This is a genomic window from Bacillus sp. UNC41MFS5 (assembly GCF_000686805.1).
The window spans coordinates 1-23,831 of sequence record NZ_JMLP01000030.1; the positions used below are offsets into that span (position 1 = coordinate 1).

General features: G+C 38.5%; 17 protein-coding genes and 1 pseudogene. 5 read left to right on the top strand and 13 right to left on the bottom strand.

Annotated elements, in window-relative coordinates:
* The 8 genes from BR30_RS0114300 to BR30_RS33505 all read right to left on the bottom strand — a co-directional run.
* A partial coding sequence (locus tag BR30_RS0114300; protein WP_026565601.1) for an MFS transporter occupies positions 1-758 on the bottom strand: 758 nt, incomplete at its 3' end.
* 106 nt (positions 759-864) lie between these two features.
* A complete protein-coding gene (locus tag BR30_RS0114305; RefSeq protein ID WP_026565602.1) occupies positions 865-1,965 on the bottom strand; it encodes an alkene reductase in 1,101 nt (366 codons plus the stop codon).
* Between the two features lie 79 nt (positions 1,966-2,044).
* Positions 2,045-2,401, bottom strand: a complete 357-nt coding sequence (locus BR30_RS0114310; RefSeq protein WP_197032339.1) for an ArsR/SmtB family transcription factor — start codon at positions 2,399-2,401, stop codon at positions 2,045-2,047.
* Between the two features lie 222 nt (positions 2,402-2,623).
* Positions 2,624-2,959, bottom strand: coding sequence for a DUF3870 domain-containing protein (locus tag BR30_RS0114315; RefSeq protein ID WP_026565604.1), 336 nt, complete (start codon positions 2,957-2,959; stop codon positions 2,624-2,626).
* A gap of 69 nt (positions 2,960-3,028) precedes the next feature.
* Positions 3,029-4,771, bottom strand: a complete 1,743-nt coding sequence (gene nagZ / locus BR30_RS33495) for a beta-N-acetylhexosaminidase (protein ID WP_081825453.1) — start codon at positions 4,769-4,771, stop codon at positions 3,029-3,031.
* 221 nt (positions 4,772-4,992) lie between these two features.
* On the bottom strand, positions 4,993-6,924 hold the full coding sequence (locus BR30_RS0114325) for a XylR N-terminal domain-containing protein (protein WP_026565605.1): 1,932 nt from the start codon (positions 6,922-6,924) through the stop codon (positions 4,993-4,995).
* A gap of 299 nt (positions 6,925-7,223) precedes the next feature.
* Entirely contained in the window at positions 7,224-7,790 is a 567-nt protein-coding gene (locus BR30_RS33500) for an HTH-type transcriptional regulator Hpr (RefSeq protein WP_051633619.1), read from the bottom strand.
* A 37-nt stretch (positions 7,791-7,827) separates the two neighbouring features.
* Complete coding sequence (locus BR30_RS33505) at positions 7,828-8,151, bottom strand: flavin reductase family protein (RefSeq protein WP_051633620.1); 324 nt, start codon at positions 8,149-8,151, stop codon at positions 7,828-7,830.
* A 588-nt stretch (positions 8,152-8,739) separates the two neighbouring features.
* On the opposite strand from BR30_RS33505, the gene BR30_RS0114340 reads away from it, so the two are divergent.
* From BR30_RS0114340 to BR30_RS0114350, 3 genes are read left to right on the top strand one after another with little or no spacing between them, the layout of a single operon-like run.
* Complete coding sequence (locus BR30_RS0114340) at positions 8,740-9,819, top strand: GerAB/ArcD/ProY family transporter (RefSeq protein WP_026565606.1); 1,080 nt, start codon at positions 8,740-8,742, stop codon at positions 9,817-9,819.
* A 6-nt stretch (positions 9,820-9,825) separates the two neighbouring features.
* Positions 9,826-11,256, top strand: a complete 1,431-nt coding sequence (locus BR30_RS33510) for a spore germination protein (RefSeq protein WP_051633622.1) — start codon at positions 9,826-9,828, stop codon at positions 11,254-11,256.
* Positions 11,253-12,413, top strand: a complete 1,161-nt coding sequence (locus BR30_RS0114350; RefSeq protein WP_026565607.1) for a Ger(x)C family spore germination protein — start codon at positions 11,253-11,255, stop codon at positions 12,411-12,413. The genes BR30_RS33510 and BR30_RS0114350 overlap by 4 nt, the downstream gene beginning before the upstream one ends.
* 295 nt (positions 12,414-12,708) lie before the next feature.
* Here BR30_RS0114350 and BR30_RS0114355 read toward each other — a convergent pair whose 3' ends face one another.
* The 4 genes from BR30_RS0114355 to BR30_RS0114370 form a co-directional block, all read right to left on the bottom strand.
* A complete protein-coding gene (locus tag BR30_RS0114355) occupies positions 12,709-13,242 on the bottom strand; it encodes an NAD(P)H-dependent oxidoreductase (RefSeq protein WP_026565608.1) in 534 nt (177 codons plus the stop codon).
* Between the two features lie 99 nt (positions 13,243-13,341).
* A complete protein-coding gene (locus BR30_RS0114360) occupies positions 13,342-13,635 on the bottom strand; it encodes a Dabb family protein (protein WP_026565609.1) in 294 nt (97 codons plus the stop codon).
* 311 nt (positions 13,636-13,946) lie between these two features.
* Positions 13,947-15,047: an alkene reductase gene (locus tag BR30_RS0114365; RefSeq protein WP_026565610.1), complete on the bottom strand. Its 1,101-nt coding sequence runs from the start codon at positions 15,045-15,047 to the stop codon at positions 13,947-13,949.
* Between the two features lie 80 nt (positions 15,048-15,127).
* Positions 15,128-15,391 carry an ArsR/SmtB family transcription factor gene (locus BR30_RS0114370; protein WP_026565611.1) on the bottom strand — a complete coding sequence of 88 codons (264 nt, stop codon included), beginning with the start codon at positions 15,389-15,391 and terminating at the stop codon, positions 15,128-15,130.
* A 554-nt stretch (positions 15,392-15,945) separates the two neighbouring features.
* Between BR30_RS0114370 and BR30_RS0114375 the strand changes: the two genes are divergently transcribed.
* The gene (locus tag BR30_RS0114375; protein ID WP_026565612.1) at positions 15,946-16,965 is read left to right on the top strand and encodes an NADP-dependent oxidoreductase; all 1,020 of its coding nucleotides are present in this window, start codon (positions 15,946-15,948) and stop codon (positions 16,963-16,965) included.
* A gap of 724 nt (positions 16,966-17,689) precedes the next feature.
* On the opposite strand, the pseudogene BR30_RS33515 reads toward BR30_RS0114375, so the two are convergent.
* Positions 17,690-18,764 (bottom strand): annotated as a pseudogene (locus tag BR30_RS33515) (IS110 family transposase); the annotation flags it as partial.
* Positions 18,765-19,425: 661 nt separating this feature from the next.
* Between BR30_RS33515 and BR30_RS0114390 the strand changes: the two are divergent.
* Positions 19,426-23,817: a S8 family serine peptidase gene (locus tag BR30_RS0114390; protein WP_026565613.1), complete on the top strand. Its 4,392-nt coding sequence runs from the start codon at positions 19,426-19,428 to the stop codon at positions 23,815-23,817.
* Positions 23,818-23,831: the final 14 nt, after the last annotated feature.

Here is a 23,831-nt window from a genome sequence, read left to right on the forward strand (position 1 = left end):
CCAAATAAGCTTGCAACTCCAAGAACAAGTAAAGTAATGCTTATAAGAGAATCACTCATTCCTACATTTTTTACAAGGAATGGAGATAAATAAGTAAAAAGAATTCCGTACCCTGTCATTAAAAAGAAGGTGATTGATAATGCTAAAGCAATTTTTGGTTTTTTGAACATAGCCATTTGTCTCGTTAAAGGGATTGAAGCATCACCATTCATTTTTGGTATGGTATTTAAAACAATAAAAATGACAAGTAAAACTAATATTGCGGTACCGATAAATACAAATTTCCAGCCATACGTAGATGTAATAAAACGTCCAATAGGAACACCAATGATTAATGATGCGGTAAATCCCATGACAACTGTTGCAATTGAACTGGCCTTTTTATTAGCAGGTGCAATCTTGGCGGCGATATTTAAAATTGTAACGACCGCTACACCTGTACTTAAAGCCATAATAATGCGAGCAATTATAAATAATCCATATCCTGGAACAATCACTGAAAGTAAATTTCCTACAATAAAAACAAATAAGGCATAGATCAGTAATTTTCGTCTTTCCATTTTAGCCGTTAATACCAGTAATATAGGTGTACCGATGGCATAGGCTAATGAAAAGACTGTAATTAATTGACCAGCCGCTCCAATTGACACTCCTAGAGCCTCTGCCATTTTATCCAAAATACCTGAGATGATGGGTTGTGAAGTACCGACTAAAAAACTTATCAGTCCTAAAATATAAATCTTTGCTGTATTGGACATGTGCAATTTTCTCCTCCATATCATTATTAATTACTATATTTCTATAAACACTGAAATAATGTACAAAATGAAAGAAGCTATATAAGCTTCTTTCTATTCTAGTGCTTTAAATTAATGTATGAAGATGCTTCTTAACATCGTATTCTTCTATTTCTTTTCCATTTTTTAAACGATGAATAAAATCAGGATTAGAAATGAATGGACGTCCGAAAGCAGCGACATCAATTATTCCTTCTTCTATCGCCTGATTCGCCATTTCCGGATTTAATGTACCTACCCCAATAATGACACCATCCCAGTATTTTCTGACCAATTGATGCATTGTTTTTCCATCTGCAAGCACTCGATCAAATTGCATAATCGATGGGTGAATCATTGTTGCACCCGCTTCCTTAAATGCCTCAACAAATGTACGAATAGCCATTTCTGGATCTTCCCACATGTAATTTGGTATATCTGCTTTAAGAGCAGAGAATCGGATCATTGTTCGTTCTGTTCCGATTGCGGCGATAACTGCTTTAATTACTTCCTTCATGAACGTTAATCTTTGAGCAAGGTTACCGCCATATTCGTCTGTACGATGATTGGTTATATCTGAATTAAATTGGTCAATTAAGTAACCGTGGGCACCATGAATTTCCACACCGTCAAAGCCTGCTGCTATTGCATTTTTCGCAGCTTGCGCATATTGATTGATTACTTCATTAATATCATCATTTGTCATTTCTTCAGGAACATCATATGGCTTACGGAAACGAGAGACAAGGCCTTCAGCTAGAATAGCTGATGGTGCTTGAGGAGGCAGATTTCCAGCAAGCTCATGATGAGATAAACGACCAACATGCCATATTTGAGCGATCATTGTTCCTCCCTCTTTATGCACAGCATCAGTTACTTTTTTCCATCCCTTAATTTGTTCGTCTGAATAAATGCCTGGAACTCCAGGATTGCCTTTTCCACGAGGACTTATGACCGTTCCTTCTGAAATGATTAAACCAACGCCATCTGCAGCACGTTTTCGGTAATATTCAACAATATCCTCTCCTACTACACCCGTCTGATCATCTGCAAAGGTTCTTGTTAACGGTGCCATTGCGATACGTGAGCGTAAATTCCAAGCTCCGATTTTTATCGGTTCAAACAATTTACTGTCTAAACCTTTTTTTAAATTTCCCCAATTATTTGTTTCTTTGCTAATTTGACCCATATATTCTCCTCCGTTCATTTCAATTATTCAGTATTTCTATAAATACTGAAATTAAAACTAAAATTATTCCGCTTTAACATTAAAGTAAAGCGGGAGCGTATTGTGCAAGGACTTCTCGTTGTAAACTGTAATATCTGAAGGTTCCCTCTCTGCGAACTGCTAATAATCCGCAATCGAGTAATGGTTTTAAATGATGCGTCAATGTTGAATTGGCAGGGCCTTTTAATTGATTTGCCATTTCCAGGCAAGCTAACTCTGATTGCCCTGCAAGTAATTTAACGATTTGTAGACGAGTCGATTCACCTAGTGCCTTATAGACTTTTACTGCAATATCATCATTCACCGCTAAAAACTTCCTTTCAGCAATTCTTATTTCAGTATTTCTAGAAATATTATATTTAATCAGAGATGCTCTGTCAAGAGAGTACTTTTCCATTTTTTAATTCAAAGGCTGTTTTCTTAATTGAAGAATGTGAGAACAAATAGTCACCAAAATATAAAGCCTGTATCTTAGATTACTAAGTAATTATTGATACAGACTAACGAAAAAAGTCCAATTTCTCAATTTTAATGCTGAGAAATTGGGCTCTTTAATATTCTAATTTACTTAACGTCGTAAATCCGTATTTTCCTGACGCTACCCCCTGTTAAATATTCTTTATTTCACTTGATTCAGTCTTTCAATGTACCTTTTATAGGCTGCTTTTAAAGCAACGATTACGGAATTCGTAGAAGGAGCAAAGTAATGCTTCTCAACTCTCTGAATAAGGTCATCAATCCCCTTGGATAAGTCATAACCGACCATCATACGTCTAAAAAAATCCTTTGTTAAATCTGCCAAAAAAGTGAATTCCGCATTAATAATTAGGTTGGTATTCGGATCAATTTCCAATATTATTCCTGCATGTTTATATACTTCATACATTGCGCTACCTTGTGGTGCTTTAGCATATGCAGTGACAAGTACAGTATTCAATTCGGATTGTTTTCCCATAATATTGCCACCTTATCTCGAAGAATTTTTTCTAAATTTAACTTACGTCAAAAAATGTTTTGTCGTCTTTTAACTTGCCATATTATTATGAGCTAAGGATGCGTTATATATAGAGTAATGATCAAGATACATTGTTTTAGTTCCTGTAGGAAATACAAACTTTAATGTATTGCTTCCAACTGTATAGCTGATAATTTCTTCCTTGTTACTTGTTTTTATATCTGTTTTCGGAGAACCAAAATAATGTTTAATATCGTTAATGGTTAAGTTTTTTAAACTAGGATCGTAGGATCGAATCTCAAACAGTTGCTGTCCTTTATTATAAGCCACAACTACATGTTTTTTACTATAAGTGCAATAGGTGCCTTTCGCTGCTGCAATATATTCTCTTTTATCTTCTTTTCCCCAGCTCTTTCTTACTTCATCAATTGTGGTACTTTTTAGATGAAAATCAGCGTTTATTATGGAACCTTGTTTTGCTTTAGTTGCTATAGTTAAAAGTAATTTACTATTTGTTATATTCGTCGTAGTAGTATTTGAAATCGTTTTTGTTATTTGAGTATTTAGATTACTTACATTTACAGGTGAAACTTTATGATTATTAATATTATATTTATGTTTCAAAGTTAAAATCCTGTATACACTCTTATTTATCGTATCTTCAGAAATAGTATGATTTGTCACAGCTGAATAAATACTTTTGTAAACAGTAGCCACATTTTCCATTCCATGACCAACTAAAATAATGTCGCTCCCTGCGTTTATTGCCCTTACGGCTGCGTCTTTCAACTTGTAGTGTTTTGCAATCGCACCCATCGTCATATCATCTGAAATGACAACTCCTCTAAATCCAGATTGTTTACGCAAAAGATCTGTGATAATGGTTTTTGACATGGATGCAGGATAATTAGGATCAATTTTTTTCACTAATATGTGAGCAACCATCACCATATCGGCGTGGTCTTTGATTGCATTGTTAAATGGAACTAATTCAACCTTTTTTAGTCTTGTAAGATCATTCTGTACTAATGGAAGTTCCAAATGAGAATCAACGGACGTGTCTCCGTGCCCAGGGAAATGTTTAATAACTGGAATGATTTTTCCAGAACTTATTCCATTCATCATACTAACTCCTAGTTTAGAAACAATACTGGAATTTGATCCAAAGGAACGATCCCCGATAACAGTATTATTAGGATTGCTTTGGATATCTAGAACGGGAGCGAAATCTGTGTTAAATCCAAAAGCTTGCAATTCATAGGCGATCACCTTACCTATATTATATGCGTATTTTTCATCTTTTTTATTTCCAATGATTCTTGCACTCGGTGTGTTTTTGATTGATGTTGGCATTCGGTGTACTCTCCCGCCTTCCTGGTCGACGGATATGAATAGTGGTACTTTATTCTTGCTGTTTGCAGTTTTAATTGCATTTGTTAAGTTAACTAATTGAGCAGCACCCTTAACATTCGGTTGATATAGGATTAACCCGCCTGGCTTGTATTTATTAATTAGGTTTTGTGTATTTGAATTAACGGTTATACCATCAAATCCTGCGATGATCATTTGCCCGATTTTTTCATTTAAAGTCATCTTATTAAGCTGCTCTTGAATTGGATCTTTCTTAGGTGGTAAAGTGGTCTTTTGGGTATCTTGTGGTATGGTATCTTCTGTTTTACTATTTTCAGTTTGGCTTGTATTCATCTCTTTATGATTATCCTTATTATTATTAGTTGTATTATTATTTGAACAACCATTAATATGTAATAATGCAATCAAAATGAACAGCATTTTCATAATCAACTTTTTCATAGTGTTGGTCCTTCCATTTATAGAGTCCTCTTCAGTTCGATTTAGTAAATATTTTGCACGGTTCCTTTTTATTTTATTTTTATACAATTAATATCATAACATTCTACCGTAACAGTTATGACCGGCTATTTCCTACGGTTATTCAAGAAAAAAACTGACTTAATAAGACAAAAAAAGAAGAAAACAAAGATGTTTCTTCTTTTAACATTATCCCTATGATTTTACACTTCTAATAAGTTAATCTTCCCATTGGCATTCAGTATTCTTAAAGCAAGTTGAAGATTAAATTTTTGATCTGCATGGTTAAAATCAATCTCTCCGATATCTTTTAATCTCTGAATTCTATATTTCAACCCACTTAGCGAAACATTCAGTTCTTTTGATGTTCTTTGAAGATTGCATTCATTTGCAAGAAAGATGTGAAGAGTAGAGATAAGAGTAGTTCCACCGCTTTCCTCATCATATTTTAGAAGTTTTTCGAGCGTTCGTGTTGCATACGTAAGAAGTTGTTCTTGAGCAGAGCCTGCATATAGTAAGTCAAATACGTTCATTTCTTCCACTAAAAAAATTTTATTTGTCCGTCCTAATCGTGTCATAACCTTCATCATGTTTGAACATTCTTCAAATAAGGGTTGAAGTACTTCAATGGACATCGCCTCACGACTAATACAAATGGAAGTTTTAATATTTGCAAATAATTGCTCCTGGCGGTCTTGCAGGACTTTTGCCACCCTTCGAAAATCTAATCCATTGGGATCTGAAGGCCCCAAAAGGATAATCTCCCCTCTTCGCTCTACAATTAATGCATTCTTCGTAGAAGAGTGAAGTTTGGTTCGAACAATATTTAATAATTCATTACGAAGATTCATAGGCAGATCTTGATCTTCAATCAAGCCATTATCGTTTCCGGGTTGAATCATTTTCACAAGCATAAATCGGTGTGGCTTTCCAAAATCATATCCCATATAATTTGCTCGTTTAACTAATTGTTCGATAGGTGTTGTACCGGATAACAAATCTTCAAGAAATTCACCTTTTAATTTATGTTCCGTATTCAATGCCGTTTTTTCCTTCAATAAATCTACTGCCAAAACAGCAGCAGCGCGCTCGGTAATCATTTGTCTCAGTTCACTATCTGTTCCTTCAACATGGATAACCGATATATATCCCATAATCTCATCGCCAAGAACAATCGGGGCAATGGTCCTCTCAAGGAACATTGCCTCATCCGAAACAATAAAATCCTTCGCACATTTTTCCTCATCTAACTGTCTGAGCTTCAGGTGAAATTCTGAAGAAGTCTCCTTTTCGGGTTTGATGAGGTATGGTTCTATACTTGAATTTTCTTTGTTCGGCAGCCACCACGAAAGCGGACGAAAATATTTATCTTGAACAATGACAGGTGAATGAAGCATTTGCCCGATTGCATCTATGACAGCTTGCCGGCTCTGCCCGGAAAGAACCATCCGGTTGAGCTGTTCATGGATTTCCATAATTCGTTGTAACATCGTATGCTGTTTTTGAATGTGCTGATGTGCCTCTTCTAATTCTTCTGCAATTTTGGTTTGACCATAAAAAGACAGTTCATGTTCAATATCATTTCCCCATTCCTCTACAGTTCTTCCAATAAACCGGCACTCAGTATCCCCTCGACCAACACAAGCCACTTCTTTATACAATATTTTCCTTCCGAAAATTCCTGTTGAGACCCCACTTGCATAACCAATTAATGTCCAGCACACTGGATCTTTGACTATACCGAAATGTTGAATATGTTGTTCTACTTCAAATGAATTTAACCAAACTCCTTCCATATAAAACTTATTCTGTTCATAATCCACACTAAGACCTTGTAAATCAACTTGAACAAAGCCTTCTTGCATATGAAAAATTGGAGCTTGTTGATGGAGGTATTCAAGAGAAGCATTAGGAAATAGTTTTTTAATTGAAATCGAATCTTTATATCCACATTCCCACCCATATCGAAGGAGGAACGCCCTTGCTCTTTCTCGCCCCAAAGTAGAAATAAGGTCACGACTGAGCATTCCTAATGCTTCGGCATTCATCAGAATAAAACGTTCTCCTTTAAACCTAATTTGGCCTGGATTAAATTCAATATCTGATTTATTCAGTGATGTTAGTACTTGCTCCATATTCTCCCGCCTTATTAAGTGAGTTTTAGTTTCTGAGCCTATCATAAAAACTTACAATGAAAAAATAGAGTGATTTCTCCTTTTTCAAAGTAATGGAAGTTTAACTAAAACAGCCATCTACCTACTAATAGGTAAATTGTTTGTAGAATGGTTTTTAATTTCAATAAAATATAGAATGAAAAGAAAAGGAAAGGAAAGGAAGAATGGAAAAATGAATTCAATTTGCATCTAAAAGAAAAAAACACATTTCATGAATGTCAAACCTTTCTTATGCGAGCTCTTTCAATTTTCTAAGGTTATCACTTTTCCTTCACATCAATAAATTCTTTTTCAAAATGCTGGAACATTTGTTCATGAGTATTAATAAATTTTTCACCGAAGGTATTTCGAATAATGGCCTCTAGTTCACGCAGCTCAGGGAATTTCCCATATATATTCCTTAATGGGAGGGTTGCTGAAACAAGGCCATTTTCTTCTGGCTTGTAAGATTCAAGCAAGCTAATGATAATTTCTTTTCCTTTGTCAGTAAGTTGAATATACGTATTTCTTTTATTATCTTCTCTTTTTAAAGATAGTAGAAGCCCTCGTTCCTCTAACTTTTTGGAAAAATTAAATGCGGTAGACACATGCATGACTCCTAACTCCGCAATTTCGGAGATAGATGCACCGTGTAAATGATAGCCAACCCATAAAATATGGTATTCATTAATATTCAAGTTAAATGGTTTTAGCCATTGTTGTAAATCATTTTCAATCACTTTCCAAAGTGCCTTGCTTAATTGAGCCACTCTTTGATTAAAAATAAGTGCTTCCTTCATAGAATAAATTTTTTTCAAGTTTTCATTCCCCTTTTTTTCGTTTTCCATAGTGCGATTCTAACTTACTAGTAAGTTAGTGTCAATTCTATGGACGCCGGGTTGGATCGTTAATTTGGACTCTCTCCACTCTGCCGATTAGTAATGTGTGATCTCCGGCGTCCACTTTTTGGTCTACCCTGCATTCAAACACAGCCAATGCATTCGAAAAAACAGGTACATGATATAATCCTTCTTTATAGTCAAGTTCCTGGAATTTATCTACACCTCGTTTGGCAAAGTGTCCTGATAGTTCTTGTTGCTCTTCTGCCAGAACATGTACGGCATACCCATCGGAATTCATAAACGCACTATATGATCCGAGTTTTTTATCCAAACTAACTAATATAAGTGGAGGACCTAAAGAAACCAACGTAAATGAGTTTTGCCGTTATTCTCACGGGCTTTCCATTCTCCCCAGTAGTAGTCACGATTGCCACACCCGTTAAGTATTGACCATAGGCATTACGTACGGAAGAATCGTGAATTAAAACTTTCTTGCCTGATAGCCCTCCAATTGATAATTATTTATTCTTTGAATGAGCGACAAGCTCGGATTAGGCGAACTTATATCAGATAAACCCTCATCCATTTGAAAGTAACATCTATCATTTCCATCCTTCTCTCCACCCTTAATTGGGCATTCGAATTAAAGGAGAGAGAATCTTTCGATGACATTCTCCAGTTCATTGAGTTTATTAACTGTTTTTATAGTATCAAGATTCTGATTATTTTTAATCGCCTACAAAAGATGGTTTTTCATACAAACTTTCTGTCCGAATCAGCCTAAATTAGATACTTTTGTGGTAAGAAATCATGTCTAGAAACATTTGTATGTATGTTCATTCCTCCAAGAAATATAGAACAAAAAACTATCTTACGGTATAAGGAATAAAGTGGAAGTATTGAGGGAAATCTACCATTATTAAAACTGATGCAAGGGAATGAGAATTTGTCAGCAATGAATTCTACGAAAATTTTCATAAGTCCAGCTTTGATGATCGTCATTCTCTCGACTGGATTGATGAATCATGTATTCGTGTTACCACTTCTTCTCGACCAAGCAGGAAGAGATGCGTGGATCTCGGTACTCGTGTCCATTCCGCCCTTTTTTTTGTGGCTTGGTGTCCTATATTACATCATGCGAAAAACAAATCAGCAATCGTTAATGCTATTGATTCAACAGAAATTTGGAAATCTGGCTTTTATTTTGATTGTTATCCCGTTAGAGCTTTTCCTGCTGGCCATTACGATAATAACACTAAAAGAAACAACGTATTGGATTTCCATCGACTTTTTGAAAGCGACACCGATCTTTGTCATTGCATTTTGCATCATGCTCCTCTGTTCAATGACAGCTCTTGCGGGGATTTCCTCGATTGCACAAATGTCTGCTCTCTTCCTGCCAATGGTGGTTTTGTTCGGTTTTTTTGTCATGTTGACTAACATACCATACAAGCATTATTCTTGGTTGCTGCCTATGATGCAAAACGGCTGGGGGCCGGTCTGGAAAGGCAGTTTGTACTCGGCTGGCGGCCTAGTGGAGATTTTGTTTCTTCTACTATTTCAGCATCACATAAAACAGAAGGTAAAATTTTGGCATTTAGTTATGATTGGAATAATCCTTGTGGGGCTTACACTTGGACCGCTTCTTGCAGCCATTGCGGAGTTCGGGCCGCATCTCGCCACAAAACAAAGACACCCGGCTTATGAGGAATGGCGTTTGGCGGAAATAACTACATATATTACACATTTTGACTTTATATCATTTTTCCAATGGATGTCGGGAGCAGTAATCCGCATTGCAATGTCATTGTATTTATGTGTGGATGTGCTAAATTTTAAGAGTAAACGAGTAAGGAATAGTACGCTGTGGGTAATTAGCTGTGCAGTGTTGGTACTTGCTTTGGTACCGATCTCCGATACGGAATACTATGGCATGTTGAAAAATCATTATTTTCCATTACTTATACCTATGGTCATTCTAATCTCACTAGTTCTCCTGATCTTTAGCTACACGATCCAATTTAAACGAGGGTGAATCTCCATGTCTTTTATAATTCAAGAGCAGAAATTACGCAGCCTGTTCACCGCTTGTGCCGATGTACAAGTCCAGTTACATGAATATGGAACAGAGCCTCATGTCGAGAAGGTACTGCTCCTCTTTTGCACAGGACTGGCTGATCCTGTGCAAATTAATCAAGTGGTGCTTCCACAGTTGGAGCAAAACAAATCGTTACCTTTGCTTCCTATCTCGCTGGAAGGGAGTCGAAATGCGGTAGAGCAGGAGATTGTTACGAAGGTATTTGCGGGAGAACTTTTGCTGCTTTTTGAAGGGTCAGGCGAGTTGTTCTCGCTGAATGTCGCTAAACTTCCTCAGCGCCAGACGGAAGAATCCACTTATGAAGTGTCAGTGAAAGGACCACGCGACTCGTTTACGGAGTCAGTGGAGACCAACGTAGCTCTGCTTCGGAAGCGGGTACGGAGTACGACACTGTGCAATGAATCGTTTGTGGTCGGGAAACGAAGCCAGACCAAAATCTCCCTGATGTACCTTTCCGATGTACTGAACGAGGAAGTGTTGAAAGAGGCAAGAAAGCGGCTAAATTCCCTTGACGTGGACATTGTCAACGGCGTCTCCCCGCTAGAGGATTTGCTTGCCGACTCGCCTTTTTCGTTTCTGCCGTTAATTTCCTACAGTACGAGGCCCGACTATGTGGTGGAATCGTTACAGCGAGGGCGGTTTTGCATTTTGATTGATGGGGCACCTGCCGCTTTGGTCGCCCCAATCAATTTTCAGTATTTGGTAAAATCGGCTGAAGATATGTACATGCCGTATTTTTTTGTTACGTTTGAGCGGTTGATGAGATATCTCGCCTATTTCATAACTGTGATGCTACCGGGATTGTACATCTCGCTAGTATCATATCATACGGAGCATCTTCCATTTCCTCTAATGGCAACAATATCGTTAAATAGCTCTGGTATCCCAACTTCTCCTTCTTTTGAACTATTTGCTATGCTCTTTTTGTATGAACTGTTTGGTGAGGCTGGTAAACTTTTGCCACGGCAGGTAGGACAAACCGTCTCGGTTGTCGGAGGATTAATCGTCGGCGATGCAGTTATACGTGCAGGACTTACTTCTCCTAACATTATTGTAATCGTAGCGATATCGTTTATGGCGCAGTTAATACTAGTCAACCAATCATATGCAACGTCGATCATTTTTATGCGGCAATTCGTGCTGCTGTTGTCGAGCGTTCTCGGCCTTTTTGGGTTTTTAATAGCTAATTATTCTATCGTACTGTACATGTCGACGTTAAAATCGTTTGGTATGCCTTTCTTTTCTGAATTGATCGATCCACTCGACGCTGACTCGATCAAATCGCTCATTCAATTTCCGAAACCTTTTCAACGAACGCCACCGAAGTTTCTGCGGACGAAAAAAACGCATAAGCAAGGGGATGATTCAGAATGAAGCGTGAAAAGTATCGCCTATTGCTCTTGCTGATTTTGCTATTCGTGGTGCCTAGTTTGACTGGGTGCTGGGATTACAAGGTGTTAAAGGACATGTCATACGTCTCAGCAGTTGGCATTGATTACGTAGATAATCAGTTTGTCGTGTACACCCAGATGGTCGACTTTGCTTCTGTAGGTAAAGTGGAAGGTGCCAGCAGTGAGGAAGCTTCCTCCAACATATGGGTGGGCAAGGCCACTGGCTCCACATTTTTGTTAGCGTGGAATAATTTGTACAATAGCATACAGCAAAAAGTTCATATTGGGCAAGTATCGTCGGTGGTGTTCACACAGAAAGCGATGCAAATGCATCTGAATCAAACAATAGATATGTTTGAACGTTCTGAGGCAAGGTTAACGCCTTGGATTTTTACAACAGAGGAACCGGTGGATGATCTTTTCTCCATCACACCAATGTTTCCTTCGTCTCCGCTTTTTACGAAACTGAACTCCCCAGAAGGCAATTACAAGCAGCATTCCATGATCCGGCCGCTGAAGTTTTTGGAATTTGTAGCACTTTATTCGGAACCAAGTACCTCAATTATTGTGCCGACACTTTCAATCGACAAGAATAATTGGAAACAAAAAAAGAAAAAAATGCCTGAGATGACAATTAACGGAGCGATTATTTACCATACAAAGAAGAAGCCGCGCTGGATGTCCAAGGATGATTTACTGGGGGTGCGGTGGTTGGAAGAGAATACCACTCATACACCACTTGCTTTGAATGATGACAAAGGGGATATTAAAGCAGTCCTGTACTTTGAGAAGCCTAAGGTAAGCGTGAAATCTAAGCTTTCGGCGAATGGAGAGCCCGTCTACAACCTGCACATCAAAGTTCACGGTGAATTAAACCAGTTGAACGTCCCAATGACAACTAAAAAGTTGAAAGCAGAAGCCGAAGCAAGAATCAAGGCTGAGATTCGCTCAACGTATACCGCAGGTTTGAAAAATAATGTAGACGTCTACCATTTGGAGGAAACCATGTTCCGCCATCGATATGCAGATTGGAAGCGGTTGACAAGCAGAAAGTCATTCCCCTTCACACAGAATTCACTAAGAGACATTCAAGTGGAAGTTGAGATTACGAATACAGGGATGTCAAAGTTAAAGACTTAAAGGTGACGGAACGTTTTAAAATTCATCATTGTTTTATTCGATTTTTTATCAAAAACCCATCCTTATAGAAAAAAAAGGGTTCCGTTTTGAGTTGCATATCATATAAATGACAATAAAAATGGCTTGCTAACTGACATCAGTTTTGGCAAGCCATTTTCTGGTTTATATAGTCTTTTTGACGACATAAAATACAAATGTCTTGTTCAACTAAAGCATGCGTTAGTTGAACAAGAAAAACAAAAATCCTTTTCAAAAGAATGATCTTTTTTATGTTAATTATTACAATTACTTCAGCTTAAACCGTTACTGACATCTTTGTTACGTATTTTACATATTCGGCAGCGTTTTGTGCCAATTGCTCATCGGTTACGTCACCAATCCCGTGCAAAATATACGGTGTCATAAAAGTCATACCGATAAATGGGTTCGTAGCCGTAGCTTGAATCGGCTTCAACAATTCCTCCATCGTGTAACGGTTGTAACCGGTAGGCTGATATGATTCCGCAGGACCGAATGTAGAAACCGCTACTCCCAGATGTTTGCCGCGCAACTTATCGCCTCGTATTCCGAAATCCCCAACAAGTACTCTATCGAACCATTCCTTCAACAAAGCCGGTGTGCTGTACCATTGGAACGGAAATTGAAGAATAATGCGATCATGAGCCAAAAGCAGCTCCTGTTCTTTAGAAACATCGATTTTTTGGTCAGGATAATTTGTGTACAATTGGTGAATCGTAACATTGTCTTGATTTTGTATTGCTTCCATCCAAGTCTTGTTAATTCTGGACTTTTCGATGTTAGGGTGTGTAACGATGACTAATGTTTTCAAACTAATCTCGCCTTTGTTGTTCATTTTGTTTTGTAATTTAGAAACTTTTGGTAACCTTTATAAAATGCTGATTTTTCATTACTATAGAAGCTTAAACAACTAAATTTCAAAATCGACAATAATAATGTCAGTCATTCCAGCTTCGATCATGCACGAAATTACCTTTTGGTGTTCTGGATGAGGACCATAGGCCTTTAATGCTTCCATGCTTTCAAATCGAATGGTTAGACCAATATCAAATCCTTGATTCCTTTCGGAAAAATTGTGATTACAACGCAAATCAACAATGCCTGGTATGGAATTTACTAAACTTCTCAGCTGTTGAATCACATTATCCTTATGTTCCCGTGTCGTCATTTTATCGAACTTGATGATTACAACGTGTTCAATCATGCCAACGCCTCCTTAATTTAATATTTAAAACCCTTCCAAACTGCTTTCATCATTTCTTTCTTCTCTTCTGTATATTGTGGACTCTTTAATCGTTTTCAAATGAATAAACATATATTCATTCCAGACTAACATGTTCATTTCAATAATTTTGCGTAATTTTTCTTTGACCGTTACTGTCTTAATATGGCAAAGATGCCTGTCGTTATTGATTTACTGCGATGCATATATCGGAATTACAATGGAAGGAGCTACGCATTCCCTGCAACTCGAACATGGAAAAATCTTTATAAGATTCTTTCTATATTAGTGCATTAAATCAATGTATAAAGATGCTTCTTAACATCGTATTCTTCTATTTCAATACCATTTTTTAAACGATGAAGAAAATCTGGATTAGAAATAAATGGACGTCCGAATGCAGCGACATCAATTATTCCTTCTTCAATCGCCTTATTCGCCAATTCTGGATTTAATGCACCTACCCCAATAATGACACCATCCCAATATTTTCGGACTAATTGATGCATCGTTTTTCCATCTGCAAGCACTCGATCAAATTGCATAATCGATGGGTGAATCATTGTTGCACCCGCTTCCTTAAATGCCTCAACAAATGTACGAATAACCATTTCTGGATCTTCCCACATGTAATTTGGTATATCTGCTTTAAGAGCAGAAAAACGGATCATTGTTCGTTCTGTACCAATTGCGTCGATAACTGCTTTAATTACTTCCTTCATGAATGTTAATCTTTGAGCAAGGTCTCCACCATATTTGTCTGTACGATGATTGGTTATATCTGAATTAAATTGGTCAATCAAGTATCCGTGTGCACCATGAATTTCCACACCGTCAAAACCTGCTGCTATTGCATTTTTCGCAGCTTGCGCATATTGATTGATTACTTCATTAATATCTTCAATTGTCATTTCTTCAGGAACATCATATGGCTTACGGAAACGAGAGACAAGGCCTTCAGCTGGAATAGCTGATGGTGCTTGAGGTGGCAGATATCCTGCAAGCTCGTGATGTGATAAACGACCAACATGCCATATTTGAGCGATCATTGTTCCTCCTTCTTTATGCACGGCATCAGTCACTTTTTTCCATCCCATAATTTGTTCGTCCGAATAAATGCCTGGAATTCCAGGAATGCCTTTTCCACGTGAACTTATGACCGTTCCTTCTGAAATGATTAAACCAACTCCATCGGCAGCACGTTTTCGGTAATATTCAACAATATCCTCTCCTACTACTCCTGTTTGATCATCTGCAAAAGATCTTGTTAAAGGTGCCATTGCGATACGTGATCGTAAATTCCAAGCTCCGATTTTTATCGGTTCAAACAATTTACTTTCTAAACCATTTTTTAAATAACCCCAAGAATTTGTTTCATTAGTAATTTGACTCATATATTTTTCCTCCGTTTATTTTTATTATTCGATATTTCTATAAATACTGAAATAAAATGTAAAATTATACCGCTTTAACATTAAAGTAAAGCGGGTGCGTGTTGTGCAAGTACTGCTCGTTGTAAACTGTAATATCTGAAGGTTCCTTCTCTGCGAACTGTTAATAATCCGCAATCAAGCAATGGTTTTAAATGATGCGTTAATGTCGAATTGGCAGGACCTTTTAATTGATTTGCCATTTCCAGGCAAGCTAACTCTGATTGCTGTGCAAGTAATTTTACGATTTGTAATCGAGTTGATTCACCTAGTGCCTTATAGACTTTTACTGCAATATCATCATTCATCGTTAGAAACCTCCTTTCAGTAATTCTTATTTTCTTATTTCAGTATTTCTAGAAATATTGTATTTAATTTGAGATGATATGTCAAGAGATTGCCTATCCCTGTTCTTATTCAATCTGAATTATTCTTTAAGTAAGTTATTCTTGAATTAAAATAACTCAAAAAAGTACTAATATAAATCGGTTAGAGATAAAATTCCAAGAATACTTTTACTTGCATACAGGTCATCAAGCAAAGTTCATTCTGGGTGGGGTAGACTTTAGTACATAATGTTTCTTACCCGATTTTGCAGAATCCAATTTTGATTCCTCCATTTTCTCTTTTAAATACACTTTTCCAACTTATAAGTTAATACATATTTTAACTGAAAGCAAAAGGCAACCCGTATGGTTGAGGGTGAATCTGAGTACCCTATGAGGAGTGATTGGAAAAATTCAATTCACAAGGTTATATAAAATATTGTGAGATTTTGACATACCGTGTGGTATGCTGATATCGATCTATGTATCGATGCTGCACTAAAAAAGTGGGTAAAGAACCCAGAAAGAGGTGGAAAATGAGTTTAGCACGCCCAGCCTATAAGAAACGAATTGTGCTGGCATCCAGACCGGAAGAGACGGCTAACGCAGAGAACTTCCGGATGGAAGAAGTAGAAATTCCTGGGCTTCAAAATGAGCAAGTGCTTGTCCAAAGTCTATACATTTCGGTTGATCCATTCATGCGCGAACGAATGAATGCCGGAAAATCGTACTCAGCTCCATATCCAATCGATGGTGTTATTCTCGGGGGGGTTATAGGTCGAGTAATTGAGACTGCATCACCAGTGTTCGATGTTGGTGATATCGTACTCGGCGGTTATGGATGGCAAACATATGAAGTCGTGAGCGCTGACAGTTTGCGCAAAATCGATCCAAGTATCGCACCTATTACAACGTATCTCGGTGTTCTAGGGATGCCAGGACAAGCTGCCTACTTTGGACTGCTTGACATTGGCAAACCCAAAGAGGGGGAGACCGTGGTCGTATCTGGTGCAGCGGGTGCCGTAGGTACGGTAGTTGGACAAATTGCAAATATCAAGGGAGCTAGCTCTGTAGGGATTGCTGGTTCGGATGATAAGTGTGAGTATCTAACAAAGGAACTTGGATTCACGGCCGCAATCAATTATAGGGAGCCGGATTTTGAGAAACAGATTGAGGATGCATGCCCAAACGGTGTTGATGTCTATTTCGACAATGTTGGTGGTACGGTATCCGACACGATTATGAAACTTATTAATCACGGAGCCAGAATTCCGATTTGTGGTCAAATCGCAACGTATAATGGAGCTAAGACTGATATTGGTCCACGTGTGCAAATTAAACTTTTGACTACTAGCTCATTGATGCAGGGATTTGTCTTCAGTAACTATGCATCACGTTTTGCAGAAGGTGCCGAGATTATGGCTAAATGGATTTCAGCCGGAAAAATCAAATATCAAGAGACGATTGTTGAGGGGTTTGAAAATACAGTATCTGCTTTTTTCCAGTTATTCACTGGTGGAAATACAGGTAAGTTATTGGTAAAGGTATCTGAATAAGAGGGTTAATGCAAACGTGCATCTTTAGGCAGTTGTTCCCGATCCGATGAAAAATCTTCACGCGAAGTAAGTTCGGGAACACCGCAGTAATGATCACTTTTGGACGAAAGGTACCTTTTTTTTGGTCTTACCCCTGTCAAATATCGCAATAAAAAGGAGCTTCGACGTGATGCGAAGCTCCCTTTTTGCATATGATACTTACCACTTTTTATTTTTAATCACTTTTCTTGTACCTATTAATAAACGTATTAATATATAGATTAATACAACGACTCGATCGTGGTTTATTATTATCTCTTTTCCATTAGAATAAATATATTTAACATAAAAAAAATGTTGAGTATAATCTAAATACTGATCGTAGTGATTGTTTAATTCGTAAATCTTATTAACGTCAGTATACCAAACAGCAATAAAATAACTTACAACAAAACAATACATTTAATAATACTATTTCTTTTATTCAACTTTTACTATCTCTTTAATCATATCAATAAATTTTATCAGAAAATTACTTCTATTCTTCCAGGCAAACATTCCCATTTATTTTAGCGAACTTATTCAACTCCCTCAGTTTGATACGATTATCTCTCGAATGCTCACTTATTCGCAGGATTTCATAACCCTTTTAATTGGATTTTCGGATAAATGAAATGAGTCCAGATCATTTTGGCTTCGTGAAGGCATAGTTAAATAAAGGAGTCAGCTGCCACTCCATATTTTAGTAGAGGAATCGCCATAGCCGAGATCTTCCACGCTTTGAAATGACAATCTGACCTTTCCATTTTCCTGAACTTGCTTCAGCTAGATGCAATCCTGCATGGCGTAATAGAGAGTTTCCGTGAGAGAATCCGCTTAGGTCTCCTGACTCACCTAGTATCCCAGCTAATGAAATTTCACTTATTCCCTTAATCATAAGTAGTTTTTTCGCGAATGGTATTTTGTTGAGGACATCTTTAACTTGTTGTTCAACTCTTTCGAGTTGTTTTGCAGCGAGGTCATATTCCTCTAATAATTGTTCTAAATGGAATTTATAAGCATCAAGTGCTTGTCCGGTTCCAATAGAAGATTTTGCTAGATTGATGAGTAATTGAGCCTTCTTGGGTCCTGGTTGTCGTTTCATTTAAAGACTTCCAACCCCTCATGACATCTAGTGGCTTCATTAAAGATATTTCAGCTGGAGTTGGAAACAAACGAAGGGTTGCTATGGCCCCTTTGCACGAAACATCGTTAAACACTTGCCGCAGCTCTGGAAAGACAACATCTACCCATCGATTTATTTGATTAATAGACATGACGAGACGGTTTACAACCACATCACGATTAGACATTAGAACTCTAAGTTTCTCAAATGATTCTGATGATGGGCGAATGAAGGAATAGTAGCCGTTTTTGACCATATCCGTGATAACGAGCGCATCCTTTTTATCACTCTTAGATTGGGTATTATCACGATTCTCTTTATTCCTTTTTACTAAGTGGGGATTGACTGTTACTACCTCAATGTTTTGGTTATATAACCATTTGAATAGGTAAATCCAATAATGGCCTGTAGGCTCCATACCAACTATTGTTGAATCTAATTTTTTTAGTTTTTGTAAGTTTTGAATCCAACTTACTAGTTTTACGAACCCCTCTTCATTATTTTCAAATGAAAGAGGATCTCCAACTACAATTCCACGGAAGTTAACAGCTCGAGCAACGTGTAGTTGTTGAGCGATATCCACACCAACAATTAGATGTGTATCGGAAATTCTTTCTATTAGTTGATTTTGTTTGTCTTGCATTTTAAAATTCATAGTAGGGCTTCCTCCTTAAGACCCTGAGTTTAGATTGGTCTCTATACTCGTATCTTACTGAGGGGCTTTATTTTTTTCAAACCTGATATTTAACGATCTACAGGAATGCTATACTGCTTCTGTTGAGTAAGCTTAGGTAATTTTTATGATTTAATATCAAAATGTTAGTGAAATTGACTGATCATTTGACACGTTAATTGACAACTATTTTTTAGAGTACAACAACATTGTCCTATAAAATAATTACATCCTTTAGGTTGTCAATTCACTATAAAAAGTTAAAAAAGCCTTTATATAAAAAGAAAAATGGCATAGTCAGTTCTTATGCCATTTCATGTGTCAATTTATCGTTTTGCACCCCCAAACGGAACCCTTTAATAGAAAAAGGATAGGTTTTTTTTGTATATTTTCTGCCGTTATTCTATTTCCCTTCTTCCAACCTTCTATAGGATCAAATAAATCCAAAATTGATTCAATCCCTCCTTCTACTCTTTATCGATAACTGAAATGAATCATTATCATAACAAGGATGTCATTTACCAAAAAAAAATATCGCCATATAATAACCTTAGCATTTAGAATAGTCTTAATTTTACCAATGTTAATAACAGTTTAATTTTACTATCCTTAAATGCAATACATATTAGAGGTGATACATTAGATGAAAAAAAGAAATCAGTGGTTTAATGGGAGGACAGCAACTTGGCTTTTCACTTCAACCCTAGTATTCTCCAGTGCTAAATTTCCTTTTGTAGCTCCAACCGGTTTAGCACAGGGAATCACTGCCAATGAAGCAATGACACGGGTTATTGTCGAAATGGACGGCGCACCTGTGATTCGAGCCCTGCCGAAGTCAGAAATGATAGGAGCCGCTTCCAAATCAACGGTAAATAAGTTGAAAGAACAAACCGAGAGCTTGAAACAGGTACACGGCAAAATGTTACAAGCATTAAATGAAAAAAGGATTCCATTCAACAAGTCTCATGAGTATACGTTTACCCTTAACGGGATGGCATTACAAATTCCCAAAAACAAAGTGGATGAACTGCGTTCCCTTCCAGGCGTAAAAGCGGTTTATCCGGATCAGGAATATCACGCAGACTTAGCCAACAGCGTTCCTTTGATTGGTGCTCCTGACGTTTGGTCCAAGCACGACCAAGAAAATCAAGGAGTTACAGGAAAGGGAGTGACGGTCGCGGTGATTGACACTGGTGTGGACTATGATCACCCGGACCTAGGAGTGGGATTCGGGCCAGGACATAAAGTTGTCGGAGGATATGATTTTGTTAATCATGATAACGATCCGATCGACGACCAAGGCCATGGCACCCATGTCGCTGGAATCATTGCGGCGCATGGAAATGTGACCGGCGTGGCACCTGATGCCTCGATAACAGCCTATAAAGTCCTAAACGAAAATGGAATAGGAGATGAATCCGATATCATTGCCGGAATAGAAGCTTCTATTTCGCCAGACAATCCATTCCCGGCAGATGTCATTAATATGAGTCTAAGTGGTCCCGGCGATGGCAGTGATCCCCTCTCCAAAGTCGCCCAAAATGCAGTTGATGCCGGTGTAGTTGTTGTAGCCGCAGCCGGGAATTCAGGTCCAGCATATGGAACGATTGGTGCTCCTGCTATTGCAGAGGGAGTACTTGCTGTTGGTGCTAGTGCAAGCGGTATCAAAGTGCCTGCCGCGAAAATGGTTGCCCCGCTTGAAGAGGATTTGTCCGTTACCCGCCTTGGATTTACAGCAAATCCTCCTGAAGGAGCCACCACCCGCGAGCTGGTAGACGTTGGAGAAGGAGGAGTGGAAAACTACGAAGGATTAGATGTAAAAGGAAAGATTGTTCTAATTCAATTGCCTTTATTGGCAGATTCACAGCAATACTATACAGCGGGGATTACAGCTCAAGAAAAAGGGGCCGACGCTGCGCTCTTTTTCGAGCCTCTCGAAAATGGTCCTGTTTTTAAAATAGGAGAAACGATTCCATCTCAATATACATCCAACTTACCTGGAGAGTTACAAGCACAACATGAATTCCTGACAGGTTCATCCATGGACGGCCGGTTGGAATCGTTGATCGCGATGAGAATTGACGAAACAAAAGCTGGGAAATTAAAGTCCACCTTGGCCAAGGGACCTGTTAAAATCACGATTACAGGAAAAGACGTAACGGATCAAATAGCTAACTTTAGTTCACGTGGTAATTCCGACTTTCGAGCAAAGCCTGACTTAGTCGCTCCAGGTGTTGAAATCAATTCGACGTACATCAAGAAACAAGATGATGATTCCGGTTACACAAGATTGAGCGGGACAAGCATGGCAGCCCCTCATGTGGCGGGAGCAGCTGCCCTCCTGAAACAACTCAAGCCGTCATGGAAAGCCAGCGAGATTTCCAGCGCTTTAAAAGAAACCGCGAAACCGCTGGCATCCTATGATGTGCTTACACAAGGGGCTGGAAGATTGGATATTAAGGCTGCGGCGGAAACCGATGTGGTCGCCTCTCCTAATGGATTAAATTTGGGAATAGCTGATATAAAAGATTCTGAGATTCATAGAAGCGCTTCCTTATCTTTGAACAATCACGGAGAAAAGCCAGTTGATATGGATTTCACAGTAAAAGACGATACTAAATCCGGGGCAACCGTTACAGTGAATCCTTCCCATATTCATATAGAACCAGGTCAACAGGTCAATGTTGATGTGAACATCAACATGAATCGGCCGGATCAGGATACGGTTATTTCCGGATGGATAGAAGGAAAAATCCAATCCGCAAACGAATCGCAGCATTTGCGGGAGCCATACCAGTTGACTGTACGGCATCTCCAAATTACTGCATCTCCCGATCCAGTAGCATCCACAGTAAGTCAGACGGAAGCCTTCATTTATAGTCCGGTTGATTTGTCACAAGCTCCAAAAGTGACAGTACGAACTCCAAGCGGAAAAACAAATGAAGTGACTTCTGTCTTAGATCATAATCGTTGGTGGCGGGTGCCCATTCAGACAAGCGAAGTGGGAATATATCGGATTGATGCAAGTTCCAAAGTCAAAAATTCCTCTACTGAGGAAGCTACCATAATAGGTTCTAGTTTTCTGGAAAAATTACCAGCCCTTAAGGAAAACGCTTCACCCTGGAAAGCTGTTGGGCCTTACTCTAATACAGGCCTGATGAATTTTGACCTGAAAAATCCTAAGGGCATGACGGTATTACCTGCAGGCGCATTAACAATACAGACGACTCCTTCAATTTTCCGAACGGATGATGGGGCAGAAACTTGGCATCAGTTTGGAAATTTTCCAGTGGCTGGAGGAACACCAATGGCTCTAGTGGTTGATCCCACTAATGAAAAAAATATATATGTGCCTATTAATGGGTCCTATTTTGATCCAACTTATCAAGGTAAGATATTAGCCAGCAAAGACGGTGGAAAAACATGGAACACTCTACCTTTTCCAAATCTAGAGGTTTCTGACTTACAAATTGATGAAAGTGGGCAAAAACTCGTTGCTATTACGAGGAACGAAGTCTATGTCAGCTTGGACAGAGGAATGAACTGGGAGAAGCTGTCTGGATGGTGGCCATATCTTACTGACGCACATCTTTTGAATAACGACCTTTACCTTTCAACAGGCTACAAAGGTTTATACGTTTTGAAAGATGTATTCTCTGGTTCGCCTACATCTGAGAAATTGTTTCAGCCGCCTTTTAGTAGTACAAAGGATGTAGTAGGCAATCAAGATATACTAATTGCCAGTACATTTGGTGGCGGATTGTACGCTTCCTATAACAAAGGTAAAGATTGGAAAGAACTTACTCACTCTCAAATACCATTTAATAATGTATCTCACTTAGAGATTCTGGATGGAGATATTTATGTAGGGACTGGCTATGATGGAATATTGGTGAGTCACGATAACGGAACAACATGGGAAACTTGGAAAAAACCGCTTCCTGGGTATAACTCCTATGAACTCGATTTCGCCTTAGGACCAAAATCTTCTCCTAAAGCGATGCGCCCAGTTTATGTTTCTTCTACTCAGGCAGGGATATATGGAACACAGGATAAAGGTGAAACATATAAACGGATCGGTATTCCTGGAGCAACGGTTTATGGCCTGGCTATTTCCCGAAACTCCAAAGGATACCAGTTACTTGCCGGGACTGAATCAGGAACGTACCGGAAAGTGTTACCAGTTCAAAACAAGGTTGATTCCGCAACATTCGAGTGGGGAGCGGCTGAAGGCGAAGGAAGAGATGGAGAACAAGTGTATCATATTGCAACGTCCCCAACAGAACCAAATGTCTCTTACAAGATACGCTATAGTGGTTGGACTGGGGTTAGTCAAGTATACCGAAGCAAAGATGGTGGGGAAAACTGGGATTTGAAATTTGAAAATGGAGGATTCGCCCTTGCCATGCAGATTCACCCAGCCAACTCAAATCAAATCATGATCACATATTCAAACGTAAATGAGTATGGTGTGTTAATTAGCCAAGATGGTGGAGAGAATTGGAAAAAGCTTAAGCAAGAACACAAGTTTATAGCTTTAGCCGGTGATCCTAAAGATCCTAACCGGATTTGGGCAGGCGGAAATGACGGGCTATTCCTGTCCAAAGACATGGGACAATCATTCCAAAAAATTCAAAACGTTCCTGTAAGCAGGATTGCGATCGACTCACACAATCCGGACCATTTAGTGGTCGGAGGAAACCATTTGTATGTCAGCACAGATGGCGGGAAAACATTAGAAACAGCAAAGGGTGCTGATGAGCTCGAAATATATGTCAATGATATCATCGTTTCCCCTAGTAACCCTAAAGTCGTCTATGCAGCCACTGGTTCCTTTAATAAAAAGGATCTCCGTAAGCAAGGTCGCGGTGTGTTAATGAGTGAGGACGGCGGGGAAACATGGACTAATGTATCCGAGGGCCTCGATAACAGAAATGCGACTGCCCTTGAACTATCACCAGACGAAGAATATTTGTTTGTCGGCACACAGGGCGGCAGTGTCCATCGTTTAAAATTACCTAATAATCAACGTTAAAGATTATCACTTTG

Bases quoted from the DNA above. Each gene is read 5' to 3' on its own strand.
- BR30_RS0114390 (WP_026565613.1), top strand. From the start codon at position 19,426: ATGAAAAAAAGAAATCAGTGGTTTAATGGGAGGACAGCAACTTGGCTT.
- BR30_RS0114305 (WP_026565602.1), bottom strand. From the start codon at position 1,965: ATGGGTCAAATTAGCAAAGAAACAAATAATTGGGGAAATTTAAAAAAA.
- BR30_RS0114350 (WP_026565607.1), top strand. From the start codon at position 11,253: ATGAAGCGTGAAAAGTATCGCCTATTGCTCTTGCTGATTTTGCTATTC.
- BR30_RS0114365 (WP_026565610.1), bottom strand. From the start codon at position 15,047: ATGAGTCAAATTACTAATGAAACAAATTCTTGGGGTTATTTAAAAAAT.
- BR30_RS0114325 (WP_026565605.1), bottom strand. From the start codon at position 6,924: ATGGAGCAAGTACTAACATCACTGAATAAATCAGATATTGAATTTAAT.
- BR30_RS33500 (WP_051633619.1), bottom strand. From the start codon at position 7,790: ATGGAAAACGAAAAAAAGGGGAATGAAAACTTGAAAAAAATTTATTCT.
- BR30_RS0114340 (WP_026565606.1), top strand. From the start codon at position 8,740: ATGAATTCTACGAAAATTTTCATAAGTCCAGCTTTGATGATCGTCATT.
- BR30_RS0114370 (WP_026565611.1), bottom strand. From the start codon at position 15,391: ATGAATGATGATATTGCAGTAAAAGTCTATAAGGCACTAGGTGAATCA.
- BR30_RS0114315 (WP_026565604.1), bottom strand. From the start codon at position 2,959: ATGGGAAAACAATCCGAATTGAATACTGTACTTGTCACTGCATATGCT.
- BR30_RS0114310 (WP_197032339.1), bottom strand. From the start codon at position 2,401: ATGGAAAAGTACTCTCTTGACAGAGCATCTCTGATTAAATATAATATT.
- BR30_RS0114360 (WP_026565609.1), bottom strand. From the start codon at position 13,635: ATGATTGAACACGTTGTAATCATCAAGTTCGATAAAATGACGACACGG.
- BR30_RS0114375 (WP_026565612.1), top strand. From the start codon at position 15,946: ATGAGTTTAGCACGCCCAGCCTATAAGAAACGAATTGTGCTGGCATCC.
- BR30_RS33510 (WP_051633622.1), top strand. From the start codon at position 9,826: ATGTCTTTTATAATTCAAGAGCAGAAATTACGCAGCCTGTTCACCGCT.
- nagZ (WP_081825453.1), bottom strand. From the start codon at position 4,771: ATGAAAAAGTTGATTATGAAAATGCTGTTCATTTTGATTGCATTATTA.